Annotated in this window: 14 protein-coding genes; 13 read left to right on the top strand and 1 reads right to left on the bottom strand. The window is 35.1% G+C overall.

What is annotated here, in order from left to right; translation table 11 throughout:
• Position 1: 1 nt before the first annotated feature.
• From BLS98_RS17735 to BLS98_RS17710, 6 genes are all read left to right on the top strand, one after another.
• Complete coding sequence (locus tag BLS98_RS17735) at positions 2–1,027, top strand: WaaS/CpsH family glycosyltransferase (RefSeq protein ID WP_089737970.1); 1,026 nt, start codon at positions 2–4, stop codon at positions 1,025–1,027.
• A complete protein-coding gene (locus tag BLS98_RS17730; protein ID WP_089737968.1) occupies positions 1,027–2,037 on the top strand; it encodes a hypothetical protein in 1,011 nt (336 codons plus the stop codon). Before BLS98_RS17735 ends, BLS98_RS17730 begins: the two co-directional genes overlap by 1 nt.
• Positions 2,034–3,140 (top strand): UDP-galactopyranose mutase, encoded by a 1,107-nt coding sequence (gene glf, locus BLS98_RS17725; RefSeq protein WP_089737966.1) that lies wholly within the window; start codon positions 2,034–2,036, stop codon positions 3,138–3,140. Before BLS98_RS17730 ends, glf begins: the two co-directional genes overlap by 4 nt.
• Complete coding sequence (locus BLS98_RS17720; protein WP_089737964.1) at positions 3,130–3,918, top strand: DUF4422 domain-containing protein; 789 nt, start codon at positions 3,130–3,132, stop codon at positions 3,916–3,918. The genes glf and BLS98_RS17720 overlap by 11 nt, the downstream gene beginning before the upstream one ends.
• A gap of 321 nt (positions 3,919–4,239) precedes the next feature.
• Positions 4,240–5,748 (top strand): glutamate--tRNA ligase, encoded by a 1,509-nt coding sequence (gene gltX, locus BLS98_RS17715; protein WP_089738508.1) that lies wholly within the window; start codon positions 4,240–4,242, stop codon positions 5,746–5,748.
• Between the two features lie 49 nt (positions 5,749–5,797).
• Positions 5,798–6,754 (top strand): acetyl-CoA carboxylase carboxyltransferase subunit alpha, encoded by a 957-nt coding sequence (locus BLS98_RS17710; RefSeq protein ID WP_089737962.1) that lies wholly within the window; start codon positions 5,798–5,800, stop codon positions 6,752–6,754.
• Between the two features lie 57 nt (positions 6,755–6,811).
• Here the strand turns inward: BLS98_RS17710 and BLS98_RS17705 are convergent, their stop codons facing one another.
• Positions 6,812–7,576: a DUF6759 domain-containing protein gene (locus tag BLS98_RS17705; protein ID WP_089737960.1), complete on the bottom strand. Its 765-nt coding sequence runs from the start codon at positions 7,574–7,576 to the stop codon at positions 6,812–6,814.
• Between the two features lie 143 nt (positions 7,577–7,719).
• Here BLS98_RS17705 and tsf point away from each other — a divergent pair, with 143 nt between their 5' ends.
• The 7 genes from tsf (at position 7,720) to trmB (ending at position 21,331) form a co-directional block, all read left to right on the top strand.
• Positions 7,720–8,544 (top strand): translation elongation factor Ts, encoded by an 825-nt coding sequence (gene tsf / locus BLS98_RS17700; RefSeq protein WP_089737958.1) that lies wholly within the window; start codon positions 7,720–7,722, stop codon positions 8,542–8,544.
• Between the two features lie 252 nt (positions 8,545–8,796).
• The gene (locus BLS98_RS17695; RefSeq protein ID WP_167356251.1) at positions 8,797–12,084 is read left to right on the top strand and encodes a T9SS type B sorting domain-containing protein; all 3,288 of its coding nucleotides are present in this window, start codon (positions 8,797–8,799) and stop codon (positions 12,082–12,084) included.
• Positions 12,085–12,162: 78 nt separating this feature from the next.
• A complete protein-coding gene (locus BLS98_RS17690) occupies positions 12,163–15,021 on the top strand; it encodes a T9SS type B sorting domain-containing protein (RefSeq protein WP_089737954.1) in 2,859 nt (952 codons plus the stop codon).
• Between the two features lie 113 nt (positions 15,022–15,134).
• Complete coding sequence (locus BLS98_RS17685) at positions 15,135–18,530, top strand: T9SS type B sorting domain-containing protein (protein WP_228425399.1); 3,396 nt, start codon at positions 15,135–15,137, stop codon at positions 18,528–18,530.
• A 180-nt stretch (positions 18,531–18,710) separates the two neighbouring features.
• Positions 18,711–19,535 (top strand): hypothetical protein, encoded by an 825-nt coding sequence (locus BLS98_RS17680; protein ID WP_089737953.1) that lies wholly within the window; start codon positions 18,711–18,713, stop codon positions 19,533–19,535.
• 245 nt (positions 19,536–19,780) lie between these two features.
• Entirely contained in the window at positions 19,781–20,554 is a 774-nt protein-coding gene (locus tag BLS98_RS17675; protein WP_089737951.1) for a DUF6759 domain-containing protein, read from the top strand.
• Positions 20,555–20,653: 99 nt separating this feature from the next.
• Positions 20,654–21,331: a tRNA (guanosine(46)-N7)-methyltransferase TrmB gene (gene trmB / locus BLS98_RS17670; RefSeq protein WP_089737949.1), complete on the top strand. Its 678-nt coding sequence runs from the start codon at positions 20,654–20,656 to the stop codon at positions 21,329–21,331.
• The last annotated feature ends 12 nt before the right edge of the window (positions 21,332–21,343 follow it).

Raw genomic sequence — 21,343 nt, 5'->3', positions numbered from 1 at the left:
TATGCTAGAAGACGAATTTAAAGGTAAATCTATTGTAATTGCTATACCAAACCATTTTGGTCTTCCACAGAGATTCAAGGAGAATCTGGAAGCAATTGGCTTGGATGTATTAGTAATTCCTGATAATATCAAAAATAAAATAGGTTTTACTAATACTTTAATTCATGGTTACAAAAAATTCATAGAGGGCACCAAAACATTTAAGAGAGAGAAGAAAGCAGAACTTAAATTAGCCACTCAAGTTGAATTTTTAAATAAGAAAAATATTGAAACTTTTGATTATGCTTTGGTTATTCGCCCAGATATGTTTAGCTCAGAATTAATAAACATAATAAAAGAAAGAAGCAAAATAATCACAGCATATCAATGGGATGGGCTAGACAGATTTCCCCTTGTTTACTCAAAAATAGATCTATTCGATAGATTCTTTGTATTTGATGTAAATGATCTTTCGAAAAATGAGAAGCTACTTCCTTTAACAAACTTTTATTTTGATGATATTCCTATTTCTAAAGACGATGTAGATGTCTATTTTGTAGGAACTTATATGAAAAACAGGATTGATATTTTATTAAAACTGGCAAATAAATGCGAACATCTAGGGCTTAAAACTTCAATTAATTTAAATATAAACTCTGTTGAAAAGGCTAAAAAATATAAAAAAGAGCCTATAAATATTATCACAAAACCCATGTCTTTTACAGAGAATATTATTAATGTATCTAAATCCAAAATAATTTTAGATTTTGCAAATGATATTCACTATGGGATATCCATGAGAACTTTTGAAACTATTGGATATAGGAAAAAGCTAATAACAAATAACAAATTAGTAAAGAAATATGATTTTTATAACCCCAATAATATTTTCGTTATTGAAGACGAAAAATTAGATGGATTGGAAAAGTTTCTTTCTATTCCTTATGAAGATCTTCCTGATGAAATTAATACTAAATACAGTTTTACCAATTGGATAAAATATGTTTTAGATATTCGGCCTCATATCCCAATAAATTTACAGAAATAATGCTTAAAATATCCGATAGCACAACTTTCTATATTGTATGTCCCGCAAATTATGCAAGTGGCGGACCTGAAGATCTTCATCAAATGGCTTTGGCCTTGAAGGAAACAGGCAAAAAAGTATTCATGCATTATTTGAATTATGATCAAGAAAAGTTTTCATCTCCAGTCCATAAAGAGTATGAACATTATGACATCCCTTACTGTGAAAAAATAGAGAATTCCGCTCTCAATGTCATGATCTTTCCAGAAACGTTTTCTATATTCATCTGGGAAAAAAATTATTCTAAGATTCAGAAAGTTATTTGGTGGCTTAGTGTCTCTAATTTCTTTGCTTCATTAAAAGCATGGGAGGAAAATTTTAAAGAAAACCCACCTAAGCTTAAACACAGATTATTAGGCAAAATTAAATTACCTACCATTAGGAATGTAAAGAAATCCAAAGTAAGTCACCTGGCTCATTCTTATTTTTCAGTAGATTTTTTACAAAAAAACGGCATCAAAACTATTGGGAAAATCTCAGGATATATGGAGGATATGTTTCTTACCGGAAAAGATTATACTTCTGAAAAAAAAGATATTGTAACGTATAATGCTGTAAAAAATAAGGACTTCTTAGAAAATATAAAAAAAATCACTCCAGAAATCCATTGGCTTCCGATGATTAATATGACTCTTGATGAAGTTGCCGATTGTATGAAATCTGCAAAAGTATATGTTGATTTTGGGCATCATCCGGGCCGAGAAAAAATGCCGAGAGAAGCATGCTTATTAGACTGCTGTCTCATTATTGGTAAAGAAGGTTCTGCTGCTTATAAAGAAGATGTACCCATTAAAGATGAATATCATTTCGAAAAAACCGAACAAAATATTCCTCTAATCGTAGAAAAAATAAAAGACTGTCTCGCTAATTATGATTCTAAAATAAAAGACTTTAGTAATTATAAATCTGAGCTTTTGGAAGAAAAAAAAGTGTTTTACGAAAAGATTAACCAAATTTTTGAAACAAAATGAAATACGATTATCTAATTGTAGGTGCAGGAATTTTTGGAAGTGTATTTGCGTACGAAGCTAAAAAAAGAAACAAAACCTGTCTTGTTATAGACAAAAGAAATCATAAAGGAGGAAATATCTATTGTGAAAATGTAAACGGGATCAATATCCATAAATATGGTGCCCATATCTTTCATACCAATGATAAAGAAATATGGGATTATGTAAACCAGTTTGCTGAATTCAATAACTATATTAATTCTCCTATTGCTTTTGCTAAAGGTAAGTTTTATAACCTTCCTTTTAATATGAATACATTTTATCAGCTTTGGGGAACAAAAACTCCGGCAGAAGCACAGATAAAAATTCAGGAACAAAAAAAAGCATTTGGAAAAGAAAACCCTCAAAATCTTGAAGAACAAGCTATTTCCTTAGTAGGAAAAGATATTTATGATACTCTTATAAAAGAATATACCGAAAAACAATGGGGAAGAAAAGCCTCTGAACTTCCTAGTTTTATCATAAGAAGGCTTCCAGTAAGATTTACTTTTGATAATAATTACTTCAATGATAAATATCAAGGAATTCCAATTGGGGGTTATAATGTGATTATTGATAATTTATTAAAAGATATAGAAGTAAAAACAGAGACAGATTTCTTTGAAAATCGCGAATATTTTGAAAGCATTGCTGATAAAGTTGTATTTACCGGTCAAATTGATGAATTTTTTGGATATCAATTTGGTACATTAGAATATCGATCATTAAAATTCGAACATGAAACTCTTGATATAGAAAATTATCAGGGAAATGCTGTGGTTAATTATAATGATGCAGAATACCCTTTCACAAGAATAATTGAACATAAACATTTTGAATTCGGGAAACAAGAACATACGGTTATTACCCGAGAGTTTCCTGATAAATGGGAAATTGGAAAAGAAGCCTACTACCCTATCAATGATGATGAAAATCAACAAAAATTTGACCAATATAAAGCGCTAGCTCAAAACACTAAAAATGTTATTTTTGGAGGCCGTCTTGCTGAATTCCGTTATTATGACATGCATCAAATTATTGGTTCCGCTTTGGTAAAAATTAAAAAAGAATTTAATGAAAACTAAGATCATCATTGCCACCCATAAGGAGAAGTCTTTAGTACATAATGATATTTTTTTACCCATTCAGGTAAATAGTGAAAAAAGCGGTTATACTATTGATCCTAACTATATTTTAGATAATACTCTTGAGAATATTTCTGAAAAGAATTATACTTATAACGAGCTTACAGCATTATACTGGGCTTGGAAAAATCTTGAGGATTTTGATATTTTCGGATTAATGCATTACAGAAGATATCTTGATATTCACTACAAAAAGAAATTGTTCAAGAAGGAACCTACTGATATTATTGATTCTGTAAAAAAAGACAGTATTAAACTAAAAAAGGTATTTGATACAACGCAAACTAAAAAGACTGTAGAAAAACTATTAAAAGATTTTGATATACTTCTTCCAAGACCTGCCGTTTGTAGCGTAAATGGAATAATTTCTCCAATAGCTACTGATTATAAACATAATCACATTCCTGCAGACTGGGATATCTGTATGGGTGTAATTAGAGAAAAATTTCCAGAATACAAGAACAGTATTGAACAATATCTTGAAAAAGGAAGCCTATTCTATATAGGGAATATGTTTGTTGCAAAGCGTAAAATCATGGAAGAATATTGCAGCTGGCTTTTTGCTGTACTCTTTGAAACAGAAAAAAGAATAACCTTTAGCGAAGATCCTTATCAACGTAGAGTTATTGGTTTTTTATCCGAAAGACTTTTCACTCTTTATATTCTTCATAATAAATTCAGACTAAAGCAATTGCCTATTTTATTTGTAGAATCCTAAACATAAAAAATGCTGCCTCATAAAATGGCAGCATTTTATTTTTATATCTACCCAATCATTCGCACAACTCACGATAACAGCCTCTAATATAAATTATCCCTTGAAAATTACAACCTGTAGGAAAGATTCATCATTTCATGTTTCACTTCAACCGGAATTCTCATCATACTTTAGTTTTTCATATGTAAAATCACAGTATCATCAACTTTAGCAGCTATTTGTTATTGATATCTTTTACAGTGATATAATACCATGATTTCTATACCTAAAATCCTTAAAAACCATTTAATTTTAAGTAAATTTGCAAAAATTTTAATTGAAATGGAGAAAGTAAGAGTACGTTTTGCTCCAAGTCCTACCGGACCTTTACATTTGGGAGGCGTAAGAACTGCATTATATGATTACCTTTTTGCAAAAAATCAAGGGGGAGAATTTGTATTGAGAATTGAAGATACAGATACCGCAAGATATGTAGAAGGAGCTGAGGAATACATTGAGGAAGCTTTAGAATGGTGTGGAATTATCCCGGATGAAAGTCCTAAGAAAGGAGGAAAATTTGCCCCTTACAGACAATCTGAAAGAAGAGATATCTATGACAGATACACAGAGCAGATCTTAAAAACAGATTATGCTTATATCGCTTTCGATACAGCAGAAGAACTGGATGCTGTTCGTGCACAATACGAAGCAAAAGGAGATGTTTTCTCTTATGATAATAAAACCAGAAACCATTTAAGAAACAGCCTTGCTCTTTCTGAAGAGGAAGTTCAGAAGTTATTGGATGAAAAAACACCTTATGTGGTAAGATTCAAAATGCCTGTAGACAGAGTATTGAATCTTGAAGACATCATCCGTGGAAAATCAGCGGTGAATACCAATACATTAGATGATAAAGTTCTGGTAAAAAATGACGGAATGCCAACTTACCACTTCGCCAACATTATTGATGACCACGAAATGGAAATCTCTCACGTGATTCGTGGTGAAGAATGGTTACCTTCTTTGGGACTACACACTTTATTATATGAAGCAATGGGCTGGGAAGCACCACAGTTTGCGCACCTTTCTTTAATTCTGAAACCAGAAGGAAAAGGAAAACTAAGCAAAAGAGATGGTGATAAATTCGGATTCCCAGTATTTCCACTTGATTTCAAAGATCCTGCAACAGGAATTGTTTCCAAAGGATACAGAGAAAACGGTTACCTTCCTGATGCATTCATCAATATGGTAGCTTTATTAGGATGGTCTCCAGCTGACGATAAAGAAATTCTTCCTGTAGATGAAATGATTAAGGAATTTGACCTTCACAAAGTTCACAAAGCAGGAGCAAGATTCAGCAAAGAGAAATCTGAATGGTTCAACCACCAGTATATTCAGATGAAATCGGATGAAGAGCTTCTTCAGATGCTTAAAAATTCAGATCTTGATCTTTCCGATGCTTCAGACGAAAAACTATTAAAAGTAATTCCTCTGATGAAAGAAAGAGCTACTTTCCCTAAAGACATTTACGAAAACGGAAAATTCTTCTTTGAAGCTCCAACATCTTACGATGAAAAAGCATCTAAAAAAGCTTGGAATGATGAAACATCTGCTATTTTAGGAGAATTGGCTACAATATTTGAATCTACAGACTTTGTTGCAGAGACATTAAAGCAAACTATGCATGATTTCGCGGAAAATAAAGGTTTGGGAATGGGTAAAGTAATGATGCCACTTCGTTTATCTTTAGTAGGAGAATTGAAAGGACCGGACGTTCCGGACATCCTGGAAATCATTGGAAAAGAGGAAAGTATCGCCAGAATAGGTAATGCTATAAACAATTTTAAATAAAATTACCATAATTTTTCATACATTTGAAAGATTTAATTTACTTCAAGAAATGGAATATTTAAGTTTCGAACTTCCTATCAAAGAATTGATGGACCAATACCAGACGTGTTCTTTAGTAGGAGAAGAAAGTGGTGTTGATGTAAAATTAGCATGCAGCCAGATTGAGGATAAGATTTTAGAAAAGAAAAAAGAAATCTATAGCAATCTTACACCTTGGCAAAGAGTACAACTGTCCCGTCACCCAGATCGTCCTTATACTTTGGACTATATTCATGGAATGGCAGACAAAGGCAGTTTCTTAGAACTTCACGGAGACAGAAATTTCGCTGATGACCCGGCAATGATTGGAGGATTGATTACCCTTGATGGTCAGAGAGTGATGATTATAGGGACTCAAAAAGGAAGAACTACAAAGGAAAGACAGCACAGAAGATTCGGGATGCCAAATCCTGAAGGATACAGAAAAGCTTTAAGACTAATGAAGCTTGCTGAGAAATTCAACATTCCTGTAGTAACTTTAGTGGATACACCGGGAGCTTATCCAGGATTAGAAGCTGAAGAAAGAGGACAAGGTGAAGCTATTGCAAGAAATATTTTTGAAATGGTTCAGCTTAAGACTCCGATCTTCACTTACATCATTGGAGAAGGAGCTAGTGGTGGAGCATTAGGAATAGGTGTAGGTAATAAAGTATATATGTTAGAAAATACATGGTATACAGTAATTGCCCCTGAAAGCTGCTCTTCTATCTTATGGAGAAACTGGGATCACAAGGAGGATGCAGCGAATGCATTAAACCTTACTCCAAAGGATGCTTTAAGAGAAAAGTTCATTGACGGAATTATTGAGGAACCACTTGGAGGTGCTCATTACGATCAGGAAACCACTTATTTGAACTTGAAAAATTCAATTTTACAAAATATCAAAGCTTTTTCCAAATTTACAGGACAGGAGCTTGAAACCCAGAGACAAGATAAATTCATTGCAATGGGTCAGTTTAAAGGATAAAAAATAAAAAAGGTTAAGAACATTTCTTAACCTTTTTTTATTTAGTTTTCTTCTTCGTTAATCAGCAACATTGAGAGCAATCTCTATATCCTGAGTAATTTTCTTTAGTGAAGAATATTTTGCATCACACACCATTGTAGTCAGCACATATTCTCCTTTATCTATTAAAATAAAATTTTCTCCTTTAGCGGGAACACTTAAATTATAATATTTTTTTCCACTTATTTTCACGATCAGATTACAGCTTGATCTGTTTTTAATATTGATATAAGCCTCATTTTTATTGATATCATTATTAAAAATGTGGGTAAGCATCGCTGCTGTTTTCTTATTTGCTTCACTAGGTTCAGACTTTACTGAAGCCCCTGCACTTTTTGCAGTTCCCGCCGAAGCATAGCTTGCCAGCCTTTCTTCTTTCAATGCGTTGATGGCATTATTTACCTTATCTGTACTTTTGGTATTATTTGCAGCAGATGCTTTATTAGCAGCTATTACTTTACCACTGTTCAGTTCATTATTTTTAACAATATTTTCAATTTTCTCTTTACTGATCGGCCTTATTGTAGGTTTTGCTTCAGGTGAATTATCTGCCATGATAATTTCCATCAACCTTTTTTTAAAGAAGTCATTTCGGGCGTGTCCCGGGTTTTGTTTAATGAAGCCTGCAATCACTCTTGTCTCTTTTGAGATTTCAGCTTCCTGCTCCGTGTAAATAATCACGGTTTCTTTTTCCACAACAGCCTTAGATTTTGTTTTTTTCTTTTTCTGAGAAAAACCAAGGGAAAAAATGCCTATAAAAAGGAGAAGGAAGATTTTTTTCATTAATCAAATCTTTAAAATAGTATTAAATATATTAATAACGTGAAAAGTCGTTTTTTAGTTTATCATTAAAATCATTATCTTTGCACTGCTTTAAAATTAAGCTAAAAATTAATACTAATCTTAAATAAAAAATAATAGATATTATGTCTTATACACCAGTTGCTGCAGACGTAGCTAAATTAAGAAACCAAACAGGTGCAGGTATGATGGACTGCAAAAAAGCTCTAGTTGAAGCTGAAGGAGACTTCGAAAAAGCGGTAGATATCCTTAGAAAAAAAGGACAAAAAGTTGCTGCTAACAGAGCAGACAGAGAATCTACTGAAGGAGCAGTAATCGCAAGAGTAAATGAAGATAACACTTTAGGTGCTATTATCTCTTTAAACTGTGAGACTGACTTCGTTGGTAAAAACGAAGCTTTCATCGAGCTAGCTTACGAATTAGCTGAAATGGCAATCTTCGCTGCTACTAAAGAAGAATTATTAGCTACAGATTTCCACGGAATGACTGTTGCTGAAAAATTAATTGAGCAGACAGGTGTTATCGGTGAAAAAATCGAAATTGGTACATTCGAAAGAATTGAAGGACCATTCCTAGGTGCTTACATCCACGCTGGAAACAAAATTGCTGCTATTACTTCTCTTTCTGCAAAAGTAGACGGAGCTGACGAAGTTGCTAAATCTGTTTCTATGCAAGCTGCTGCGATGAACCCAATCGCACTTGACGAAACTAAAGTTTCTCAAGAAACTATCGACAAAGAATTAGAGATCGAAAGACACAAACTTACTGAAGAAGGTAAGCCTGCAAACATTATCGACAATATCTTGAAAGGTAAAATGCAGAGATTCTACAAAGACAACACTTTGGTACACCAAGATTTCATTAAAGATTCTAGTATCTCAGTTGCTGATTATGTAAAATCTGTAAATGCAGATCTAAAAGTAACAGGATTTGTAAGAGTAAGCTTATAATCCAGCTTTTAAAAATATATAATCCCGGTGAATTTTTCATCGGGATTTTTTTATGGATTCCTTTTCGCAAATATGAACGTAAAATGAAGGGAATTTTAAATATTCAACAATTATACAACAAACCTTAAAAAGCAAGATTTTTTCCTATAAAATTGTGATTATTAATACTTAGATTTGCGGCCCTTATAGTAACGCATGAAAAAATTTCTACTCGCTTTTTGCACCTTTTTTTGTTTATTAGTTAATGCCCAATTGGATACAGAACACTGGTTTGCTCCTATGTCTGCAAGTAACCTTCTAGGTACTCCAAAAGGTTATCTTTACCTGTCTACTAATGAAACAGTACCTTTTAACGTACAGATCTTTAATAACAATAATGTAATAGCCACCGTACAGCTCAGCAAAGGAAATCCTGTAATACAGTCTATTACCAATAATATGATGATTGCCTCTGCAACATCCAGCCTGTTTAAACAAGTTTCAATGGGACTGCATGTTAAAGGTACTAAGAAGTTTTTTGCAAGCTATAGATTTGTAGTTAAGGACCAGGCGGAATTCATTACTTCAAAAGGACTAGCCGGCCTAGGAAAAACTTTCTTTGTAGGAGTAGCACCCAATACATCAGCCAAACCTTATGTAAATGCTACTATTGGTATTACTGCTACGGAAGATAATACGACTGTAACTTTATCCGGATATAATCAGAATGTTGTTTTTTCTGACTTAGTATCGGCACCATCAAGAACTTTTGTTATTAACAAAGGAAAATCATACATTATTGAAGCACAGAGCGATCTCAACCCTAATAACTTAAAAGGATTGGTAGGTGCAAAAATTGTTGCTGATAAGCCCATATCTGTAACCAATGGAAATTTTAACAGTATCTATACAACAAAGAACAGTACCAACGTTGATGTATTGATGGATCAGGCAGTTCCTATCGACAGATTGGGAAAAGATTTCGTAATGGTAAAAGGAAACGGACCAGCCAATTCAGGGATGGAAGCCGCCTTAGTAGTTGCTACAGTAAACAACACTAAACTAACAGTAAATGGAAATCCTCTTAATAGTCTTACCCTTAATGCGGGAGACCATTATATAGTACAAGGAACCAATTATACCAGTCAGGTAAACGGAAATTTTAATATGAGTATTTCCGCCAACAATAATGTATATGTATATCAGCTTCTTGCCGGAACTTCTACCGGAAATATTTACGCTACAGGAGGAATGAACTTCATCCCGCCATTAAGTTGTTTCTTACCTACAGAGATTAATGAAATTGCGGACATCAATGAAATAGGAAATGATTCCTTTAATGCAAGGCTTAATATCATTACCCAAACCGGAGCAATAGTAACTGTTAACGGAAATCCTATTACTGCCAACGGGCCTGCACCTGTAGATGGAAACCTGAATTGGGTTACCTACTCTATCCCAAATGTAACGGGTAACATTGTGGTCAATTCAACCAAACCTGTTACTGCAGGTATTGCAGCAGGAAACGGGGCTGTAGGATATGGAGGATATTTTGCTGGATTCTCTTCTATTCCGGTGATTACGAAAACAGGAGACTGCTATAATGGTATGCTTTTACAGGTAGAACCTGGTTATGATGTATATAAGTGGTACCGTGATGGTATTGAAATTCTTGGCGCTATCACCCATACCATTGATCCCAACTCTTACGGATCCGGAATCTATACTTGTGAAATAACCAAAAGCAGCTGTGAAACCAGACTTACTGCAGAATATGATTACACAAAATGTCCACCTATCACAACCACAACTTATGATATTGGTTCATGTAATACAAAAGTAATTAGCCCGGCATTCAGCAATTCAACTCAGCCTATAGTTCCGGCCAACACAAGTATTATTGTACAGCCTACTAATGGAGCTGTTTCCATTAATCCCACAACAGGACAAATCACTTATACTCCTAATGCGGGTATGATTACAGATTTCACAGACACTTTCAGTTATTATATCCAGGGAAATGGTAATCCGGCTGACTTTGAATATTTTAAAATTGTAGTGAATACTCATGTTTTGAAAGTAACCAATGATGTTATATATTCCTGTCCAGATACTAATGGAAATGGAACTTACAACTTAAAGACAGCCAGTATCACTCAGACTCCAGTATTTACAGTAAACTACTTTACCAATGCTAATTTAACGGGACCTATTGCCAATCCTCTGAATTATACAGGTCCTGCCGGAAATGTATATGCCAATGTAACCTCTTATGGATGTTCAAAAGTGGCCACTATTACTTTAAATACATTCCCTATGCCTGTTATTAACACTACTAATTTCAATGCTAATAGCTGCGGGAATGATGTTGATGGAAGTGTACATATCAACTTTGATAATGTTACGCCACAAATAGTTGCCAATTCAGCTATTTTTACGGTAAAATATTACCTTAATCAGGCCGACGCTACGGCAGGAAATAACAATACGCTTCCTACCAACTGGACCTATACAGCGAATACAACAGTATATGTAAGAGCAACAGGGAATACAGGAAGTTGTCCGCCGGTTTTTGGACAGATCAATTTTACCATAGGAAATAAAGTTCCTTTGATTACAAATAATGCTAACGCAGATGTTTGTGATAATGACATTAGCGGTTCAGAATCCGTGAACCTGAATGATTATAAGGGCTTGTTCACGGTTGATCCTGCTGTTATTTTATCATTCCATGCTTCCGCAGCCGATGCACAGGCCGGAACTAATCCAATCTCAGCATCACAGACTCTTAATTCTACAGGAGGCATTTTTCATATAAGATTCCAAAGTAATACAGCATGTGCTAATACCGGTATTTTAACACTTGTTTTAAAAACACCTAAAAAATCTGTCACACTTCAGGATCAGATTGTATGTTCCAATGAACAGATTATTTTGGATGCAGGGCCTGGCTTTTCATCGTACTTATGGAGCAATGGAGCAACCACCCCGAGCATTAGTGCTTCTACCGGAAGTTATTATGTAGATCTCGGATTCAACAGTTGTGTATATCGTCAACATGTAAAAGTAAACACTGCTGAGGCTCCTGTTATTTCAAAAATAGAAGTTTCAGGAACAACAGCAACAGTGTATGTAAAAGGTGGAACTCCTCCTTACAGGTATTCATTAAATGGTTTTGATTATCAGTCTTCCAATATTTTTACAGGATTATCTAGAGGTACTCATACTGTATATGTATTAGGTTCAGATGGGTGCCGCCACGTAACCAAAAATTTCCTGATTGTGAATCTTATCAATACCATTACTCCCAATGGAGATGGGATTAATGATATTCTGAACTATTCAGAATTAGGGATAAAACAAAATGTATCTATAGAAGTTTCTGACCGGTATGGAAATCCGGTCTATAAGTCTTCTGACAAAAATTATATCTGGGACGGAAAATCAAATGGAAGAAGTCTCCCTACAGGAACTTATTGGTATGTTATAAAATGGATTGAACCGGACACTCAATTACCAGTTTCATACTCAGGATGGCTTTTAATTAAAAATCGGGAATAATTTTTAACTTTTATTTACATTTTATTAAAAATATTTGAATTTTTATTTTAATTTTGTAGAAATCCTAATTCCATACACATGAAAAGATTTCTACTCAGTTTGGTATTAATTTTTTTTACAATTAATACTCTCTTTGCGCAAAGGGATACTGAACACTGGATAGCACCTTATTATACGAACCCCGTTGGAGGTTACGACAATAAGGTGTATTTATCTACTGACTCTACTACCCCTTTTGACGTACAAATAAAAAGTGCTGATGTCGTAATTGGTACCGTTACGATCTCTAAAGGCGACCCCAAAACATTTGATGTGGACAAATCCCTTATCTCTGCAGAAGGAACAACCGATGCTTTTGTTGTAGGTTCGAAAGGGCTTTATTTGAAAGCAGAAAGACCTTTCTATTGTAGTTTACGACTTGCCAATAGTTCACATGGTGAAATTATTACCAGTAAAGGTAGGGCGGGTATTGGTACTAAGTTCTATGTAGCGACCAGCCCCAATACAAGGACAGAAGCAAACTCAAGTTCCAGCACGGATAATTTTACAGCAGCGGTTCTTGCTACAGAAGACAATACCTCTGTTACCGTAAGCTGGAATACTCCCGGATTAAAATTCGTTAATGGAAACCTTTCTGTTCAAAGCTATTCGTTTGTTTTAAATAAAGGACAATCTTTTATTTTTGCAGGAAAAGTAGAGGATGCTTCTGCTAATAGCAAAGGCTTCATTGGTGCTAAGATTGTTTCCTCTAAACCAATAACTCTTACCAACGGTAGCTGTAATGGTAACTTTTCAACCCCAACACCTCTTAACAGTCCTAGTGCAGGTCTAGATGGTTCTGACCCTATTCTTGACCAGGCTGTACCTGTAGACAAATTAGGGAATACATTTGCAATGGTAAAGACCAGATCTACACAGCCAGACTCCAATATGGAAGGAGGCCTTATCATTGCCACAGAAGATAATACTCAAATATTCATCAACGGATCAGGCTCACCTGTTGCCACTCTAAATGAGGGGGGGTGGTATAGAATCAATGAGCCAAGCTATGCAACTCAGGCTGGTGGAGCTCATTCTAACATGTTTATTTCCACATCCAAGAATGTATACCTTTATCAATTTGTTGGAATTGATAATAGTGATGCAACTAACGGATTCAATTATATTCCACCATTGAACTGTTTCTTACCAAGAAAAATTGATGAAATTGGAAAAATCAATGAAATGCCAAGCATTAGTACTGGGAGTATTAAATTAAAACTTAATATATTAACTGAAGTTGGAGCAACTGTAATGGTAAATGGTGTTCCACCTACAGCAGCCGAGGGTCCATACCCTTTGACAGGAAATTCTCAATGGGTAACGTATTCAGTAGCGAACTTCCCTCCAAACCTTACTATTACTTCGAATAAGGCAGTAACCGCTGGGATTAACGGAGGATTCAGTTCAGCTGGATATGGAGGATATTTTGCAGGATTCTCATCCACTCCTTATATTACTAAAAAATCAGGAGAGTGTGTTCCCGACATTATTCTGCAAGTAGAAGAAGGTTATGATACTTATCAATGGGCTCTTAATGACGTTGCTATTTCTGGTGCAACTGCTTTTACCTATACGCCAACACAACCTGGTTATTATACTGTAAAAGTAACAATGGGAGCGTGTCAATCAATTGTAACAGCTCCTTATAAAGTAGTTAACTGTTTAAAGAAGACCACTAAAGAAGAACCTGCTTGTTCTACTAAGATCATTACTCCAACGTTCACTTCTTCAACACAGACTCCGGTGATCAGTACAATAAAGATTCTTACTCCTCCTACTAATGGAACGGCAGTAATAAATCCAGACGGTACAATTACTTATACCCCAAAACCTAATTTTGAAGGAACAGATAAGATTGTGTATACATTCTGCGGTGATTCTGCAGACTTTATGGACTGTGAAGAAGTTACTCTAAATCTAAAGGTTGTCCCTTTCATTGTGAAGGATGCCACTATTAAAGCTTGTTGGTATGATGTAGCACCTTATGCTTATTTTGACCTGACAAAAGCTAACGTTACAGATTACGGAAATGCAACCAAAAAATATTACCGTACATTAAAGGATCTTACAGCAGGAATTAATGAAATCCCAGCTACAACAGCAGCCAACTATCCTGCAACAGGAGGATTTGTATATGTAAAGATTACTACTGAGCAGGGATGTACTGCTACTGCTAAAATTGAACTTATTCCAATTCCTGTTAAAAAGTCCCCTATCCTTGTAGATAAATATATCTGTATTGATGATAAAACGGATCTGGAAGCAGGTAGCGGATATGATTCTTATCAATGGAGCACAGGAGCAACTAGTTCAGGAATCAGAGGGGTAGGTGTAGGTGAATACACTGTAATTCTTGAGAAAAACGGATGCTTCCTTACACAGGTAGTAAGAGTAAGAAAAGCACAGGATCCTGTTATTCAACAAATTGAAATCAACAACACTACTGCTACAGTAATTGTGGCAGGTGGTAAAGCTCCTTACAAATATTCTGTAGATGGAACTACTAACTGGCAAGATTCTAACTCTTTCACGGGCTTAAACAGAGGCCAGCACAGATTCTATGTAAAAGATGCTTACAACTGTACTCCTATCTCGGCAGAAGTTACAGTTCCTAATTTATTGAATGCAATCACTCCTAACGGAGATAACATCAATGATTATATCGATTATAGTGATCTTGCTTATAAAGACAACCTTAGCTTTGTTATCTATGACAGATACGGAAATATGATATTTACCGGAAATAAATTCAACAATTACAAGTGGGATGGAAGACATTTCGACAAAAAGCTTGTAACAGGTACATACTGGTATCACGTTTCCTGGAATGAATCTAACAAAGAAAAAACAGAAATAAAATATACTGGCTGGATTATGGTTAAAAACAGAGAATAATCATCCACATTTATAACTTTAAAAACCACGATTTTAAAATCGTGGTTTTTTTATTGTATTTTCAATAACTCAATGCTTTTTATTATTAAATTTGTGATAAATACCATCACTGAATGAAGAAAATTCTATCTTTTTTATTTATATTTTATATATTCACCTCTGCTTTTGCACAATTAGACAGAGAACATTGGTTTGCTCCAATGATAGACAGATCAGGAGCACCTTCTCCTCATCAGAAACTCTATTTGTCTACCAGCCGAACAACTCCGTTTCCTGTGAATATCTATAACAATAATGTTCTGATCGGAACAGTAAATATCAGTAAGAATAATCCGCAGAAATTTGATGTTTTAAGAAATTATATCATCACCACTCAACAGACAGATTTATTTACTCCTACTACTAAAGGATTATATCTTAAGGCAGAATTTCCATTTTATGCAAACTTAAGATTTTCGGTATTTAATCATGCAGAAATTATTACTTCTAAGGGAATTCCTTCAACAGGAAAAAGTTTCTTTGCAGCATCAGCACCTATCAGTGTAAGTAATGATATCCTGAATTTTATGACCAGTATTTTGGCAACACAGGACAATACGACTGTTACCATTACCGGATACAGCCCGCTTGTTCAATTCTCAAACGGGACTACTGGAGCAACCAATCCTACCATAAATATCACTTTAAACAAAGGACAATCCTATATTCTTGACGGTATTGGAAATAGTACCGGAAATTTTGACGGGTTTATAGGAGCTAAAATCACCTCAAATAAACCGATTAATGTCACCAATGGAAACTTCAACGGCCAATACGCGGGAAATTTCCCCACCAGTTCTGATATTTTAATGGATCAGGCTGTACCTGTTGACAGACTTGGAAGTGAATTTGCTCTCGTTAAAGGTAACGGAAGTATAGGAGCCAATATGGAGGGAGCCGTGGTTATTGCTACCCAGGATAATACCCAGATCTACGTAAATAATGAATTATTACCTATCGCTACATTGAATACCGGAAAATATTTTGTTATTCCTGATACTAAATATAGTCTTCAGGGCGGTGGTCATTACAATTTATATATCAAAACATCTAAGAATGCCTATGTTTACCAGATTTTAGCTGGAGATTCAAATACTGTGAGTGAAGTGGCTACCGGAGGTTTCAATTTCATTCCTGCTTTAAACTGTTATCTTCCCAAACAAATTAATGAGCTGGGTTTTATCAACGAAAATTTTGTTCATTCCAATATAAACCCATCCGGAGTTCTTAACATTCCTACAAAACTGAATCTTATTACAGAAAAAGGAGCGATAGTTACCGTAAATGGAGGTACTCCACCAGCCTCTACAGGACCTTACAATATGACAGGTACCAACAATTGGGTTACTTACGGAATTCCAAACATTACAGGAACAATAACAATAGTTTCCAGTAAAGCCATTACTGCAGGAATTACAGCAGGAAGTGATGCAGTAGGGTATGGAGGTTTCTTTGCAGGTTTTCCTACACAACCTGTCATTTTAAAATCCGGAGGACCTTGTATCCCCGGAATTGAACTTACTGTAGATCCCATCATTTATGATACCTACCAATGGTATAGAAACGGAATAGCAATTTCAGGGGCAACCAATTCCTCCATCACCCCTGCCCAATCCGGTTATTATACCTGCTCTGTAACAATGGGAAGCTGTGCTCCTTTGGTTACTGAACAGTTTAAAGTAACAAATTGTACAAAACTGACTGCTACAGATTATGATGTATGTGCTACCCAAATCATTACTCCAACTTTCAGCAGTTCATCACAAATTCCTGTACCCTCAACTGTAGCTATCACCACTCCACCAGCACTAGGTACAGCAGTGATAAATCCTACCACCGGAATTATCACCTATACTGTCAATACTCCCGGCACAGCAGGAAATGATACCTTTACCTATACTTTCTGTGGAAATGATCCTGACTTTCCTGATTGCGAAACGGTAACAGTAAAGATCAATATTAAAGCGATTATTCCTACCAATGCAGTATTATTTGCCTGTGATATAAATGGAAAAGGAACATTTAACCTTACAACGGCCAGTGTAACCACCAACAGCTCTGTTACTAAAACCTACTATCCGACTCTGGCAGATGCACAAACAGAAAACCCAGCAGCTTTAATTACCACTCCTGATGTTTATTCAGCAGCAAACGGCACCATCATTTATGTTGTACTCAAAAACACACTTGGGTGCAAAAGCATTGCTCAAATAACACTCTCTCTTTATAATAAGGCTGTAGTACCAGATAATTACAATGGTACATTCTGTGATGATAATTTTGATGGAACTGTAAACATCACTCTCTCTAACATTACACCCACTGTTCTTAACAACCCTAATTATTTCACAGTTAGATACTATGCCAATTTAGCAGATGCCAATGCAGGAAACACGATCACCCTTCCTAATAACTGGAGCTATACAACAACTACTACAATTTATATCAGGGTAGATTCTCCTGATGGATGTCCTCCTGTTATTAAGCCATTAAAATTCAGTATTGGAGATAAAATAAAGTTAGCAAGCCAATCTGTAACAGAAACTGTATGTGATGATGATCTGGATGGGATAAAAACGGTAAATCTTGCCCAGTTTATTCCTATGTTTATTTTAGATCCGAATGTTACTTTTACTTTTCATGGAAGCTTGGCTGATGCTCAGAATAATGTCAACCCATTAGCTGCAACAGTAAATATTACAACGCCACAAACATTTTACATCCGTTTTGAAAAAAATGGAACTTGCCCGGAAGTAGCTTCCATTAAAATCACCATTAAAATCCCTAAAACATCAGCCCTTCTTGCAGATCAAATAATTTGCCCTAAAACGACAACAAAACTGAATGCAGGGCCAGGATTTGATAAATACTTGTGGAGCACAGGAGCAACAACACCTTCCATTACTAATGTATCTGCCGGAAGTTATTGGGTGGAACTTACCTCTAACGGATGTACTTACAAACAGAATGTAAATGTTACTGAATACACAATACCAACCATCACTTCCATTGAAATTGATGGCACAACCGTGAAAATTGGTGTAAGTGGAGGTACTCCACCTTATGAGTACTCTTTGGATGGCGTTATATGGCAGAGTTCAAATATTTTCTATGAGGTGCCAAGAGGTGCCCATTATGTAGTGGTAAGAGACTCTAAAATGTGTGCAGAAGTGAAAAAGGAATTTGCCATTATTAACCTTATCAATACCATTACTCCTAATGGAGACGGCCTTAACGAAACGATAGATTATTCAGCCTTAATGTCTCATGATAATCTTGTATTCAGGATCTTTGACCGATATGGGGCGGAACTTTTCAGAGGAACTCGTGAGAACCGGTACATCTGGGACGGAAGAGTTGGAGGCAGATATACTCCTACAGCTACTTACTGGTACTTTATCAGTTGGACAGAATATGGGTCCACAGTTTCAATAAAGCATTCAAGCTGGCTACTGGTAAGACACAGATAAAACATATAAAAGGTTGAAAGGAAGTCCTATTTTTTCAACCTTTTATTATATATTTCGGATCGTAAATATATTTATAACATTCATTAACAATTCAATACTAAAGTTTAATATAACTTTAACCACTATTCCTTATCTAATTAAGCACAAATTGCTGTATTTCTATGTAATTTTGCCAATTATATGAAGAAACTGTTTACTCTGTTGCTACTGATTTTTCTGGCAAAAATCAATGCTCAAATATATTCCGGGGAGGTATTTCTAAGAGATAACTCCATCCTTTATCTTAATCAGGTATATGTTACCAATCTCAATACGCAGAGAACTGTACTTGCTGACTATAACGGTAATTTCAATGTGCCTGCCAATCCCGGAGATGTTATTCGTTTTACATCCATTGTTACAGAAAGAAAGGATATTAAGATGACTCCTCAGCTACTAGCGCAGAAAAATCTTGTAGAACTGAAAATAGCCTATTATGAGATTCAGGAAATTGTACTCAGTAGATTTAAACCTACAGGAAACCTCAGATATGATGTAAACTCTCTCAGAAAAGAAGATAAAGCACTGGCCATTAAAAAAGTCATCGGACTTCCTGAGCCTAAGGGAGATGGAACTCCTCCGGAACTTCCTGTTGCAGGATTAAGAGATGGCGGTCTTACTTTCAGCCTTGAAAGTATTTATGATATGCTTTCCGGCGAAAGAAAGAAAAAACAGCGTTTTCAGGCTTATGAAAGGATGAATAGCTCGGTTACTCAGGTGAAAAATTATTTAGGAAAAGATTATTTTGCGAAGTTTAAAATTCCGGAAAACCTAATTGATAACTTTTTACAATTTGTATATACTTCGGAAAATATTCAACCTTATATATTGGCAGGAAACTTTGAAGCTATAAAAATTCCTATTGAAAAATATATGCCTATCTATCAGAAGAGATTAAGGAACTCGCACCTTCAGGAAGTTGTAGCTCCGCAGCAAACTCAACAAGCTCTGCAAACCGAAAAATAACAATTAATAGATATAAATCCATGTAGCTTTACATGGATTTTTTTTGTGGCAAAAAGAATTATTCATTATCAATCATTCATTTTTTTTCAGAATACATTTAGTTTATATTTAAAAATATGCTTAATTTTATATCACGATCACGTGTTTAGAATAAAAACAATACTATTTCGTTATCCTACTAAAGACTAATTGACCTAAACACAAATTAAGAAAAAGTACCAAATTTCTAACTTAATATTATATTAATGAAAAAAATACTTTTACTTCTTGCCTCGGTCTTGTTTTTCAGCGTGTATGCCCAGAAGAAGGGAAAAGATTACAGCGAAATTCTGAAAAGCAATAATATATACGAAATCAATGCATTCTTAAGAGATGCTCATCCTGATGATCCCCGAAGATCTGTATTGAAGCCACGAGTTATGGAAATGATGAAGGAATACATCAAAAATGCCCATCCTGAAGATCAGAAAGTAAAAGACATGCAGGAAATGCTGGCTTTATTAAGAAGGCGCCCTTCCACCAAGATTACTTTTGATGAAATGAATGCCATTATCAAACAGAAACAGATCGCCAAATATAAAGCTGAACTTGCCGCCAAAAAATCAACAGAAACTTATACACCCAGCAACGCACAAAATACTTTTGTTGTTAACGCAGCAGCCAATGCAGCTATTCCCAATTCAGAAGCAGAAGAATTTAATATGCTGATGAATATATCTCCTATTGAGCATCAGAACAAAACCGTCAAAATCCTTAATTCTTTATTTGATAATGATCCCAATGCCAAAGAATGTATTGTTCTCATTCAGAATCAATCTGACTGTAATATTATTGTACGAATGGAAGGAGTAGGAAATACAAAGTACAGGCTTGCTGTTCCTGCTCATAAAGACAACTCCATTGTAGTGGAAAAAGGCCAGTATCTTTTCACAAGTTTAGTCTGCGGTGCACAGTATGCATCCCAAAAAACCATTCAAAAACCAATCATGGTTGCTTTGGGCAGTGCAACAGCAAAATAATCAAAACAATATAATAGTTTCGCCATAGGTCTTTTAGCTTTAAAAGACCTCAATTCTGTCTAAATTTTATTACTTTTGCAGTCATTTTATAAATGACTCATGGGCAAGAATAAATTAGCAAGATTTGCAGAAAATAAGATATTACCGAATGTAATTCAACCTACAAGAGAAGAGGCTTTAAAAGGCTTTGAACTTAAGGGAAAATGGAGAGAAAACTTCTTTAAAAACGACAACCCGATTGTTCTGGAGCTAGGCTGTGGAAAAGGAGAATATTCCGTAGGGCTGGCCAAAACATTTCCTGAAAAAAACTTTATTGGGGTTGATATTAAAGGCGCAAGATTCTGGTTTGGGGCAAAGGAAGCTGTAGAAAACAATATGAATAATGTTGCTTTTTTAAGAACACAGATTGAACTTGTAGAATATTTCTTTGCTGAAAATGAAGTAGATGAAATATGGATTACTTTCCCGGATCCACAAATCAAATATAAAAGAACAAAACACAGATTGACACACCCGGACTTTTTAGCCCGTTATAAAAAATTCCTGAAGCCAGGAGGAATTATCCACCTGAAAACGGACTCGGAGTTCCTTCACGGATATACATTAGGATATTTACAGGGAGCAGGACATGAAATCATTTCAGCTCACCATGATATCTACGGAGCACCGGAATATGACCCAAATACAGAACATTTGAGAGATATTCAAACGTATTATGAAGGGCTATTCTCAGCAAAAGGAAAAACAATAACCTATATAAAATTCCGAATCAACTGATGAAATAAACAA

Source organism: Chryseobacterium jejuense (assembly GCF_900100075.1).
Lineage (GTDB): Bacteria > Bacteroidota > Bacteroidia > Flavobacteriales > Weeksellaceae > Chryseobacterium > Chryseobacterium jejuense.
Note: the sequence above shows the minus strand (reverse complement) of the source record. Positions and strands in the feature narration are given on the sequence as shown.